The following is a 642-nucleotide window of genomic DNA, read 5'->3' on the forward strand; positions in this document are numbered from 1 at the left end:
GGAGGACGGCCAGCGAGTAGATCGTGCTCAGCAGCGAGAAGTCGATCGCCGGGAGGACGGCCAGCGAGTAGATCGTGCTCAGCAGCGAGAAGTCGATCGCCGTGCCGATGGCGACGAGCACGATCGAGATGATGAAGTTGAAGAGCTGGAACATCCAGAATTCTTTGCGCCGTGCCCGGCCGCTGAAGACGGCGTACTTCTTGATGACGTCGAGGTACCAGTTCACTTTGTCCCCCCAAGGACCGGGTGTGCGAGCGGGAGAGCCTGTCCCTGTGGAGCAAGCTTTACGCAGAACTTAGGTGGCCGAAACGGCGTGGGTCAATTCGTTACCGGGCAGTGGCCGTTCCGGAGCGGGAAAGCGGCGAACGGCGGCACCTCCGGGAGAGGAGGGGCCGCCGTTCCGGAAGAGGATCCGGGCCTCACGTCCTTCGCTTGGTCATGAGCAGTCCGCCGGCCGTGAGGGAGAACAGGCAGACGCACGCGCCGGTGATGACGTTGCTGAGGACGGTGCCCGTGTCGGGGCTCGACCCGACCACCCACGGCGCGATGATCAGCCAGGCTCCCATCAGCAGGACGACGAAGTTGAGGTCCTGGGACCGCTCGGGAACCATCGACATGCACAGCCCGAGGACGGCCAGGGCG

Annotated in this window: 2 protein-coding genes; both read right to left on the minus strand. The window is 64.5% G+C overall.

All coding sequences use genetic code 11. The annotated features are described in order from the left end of the window. Positions 1-226 (minus strand): DUF805 domain-containing protein (locus EAO70_RS35145; protein ID WP_148006869.1); only part of this gene is annotated, 226 nt, incomplete at its 3' end. A 193-nt stretch (positions 227-419) separates the two neighbouring features. Next, the coding region (locus EAO70_RS35150; RefSeq protein WP_187284170.1) for an SPW repeat protein at positions 420-642 on the minus strand (223 nt) is incomplete at its 5' end.

Source organism: Streptomyces sp. adm13(2018) (assembly GCF_008042145.1).
Taxonomy (GTDB): Bacteria; Actinomycetota; Actinomycetes; order Streptomycetales; family Streptomycetaceae; genus Streptomyces.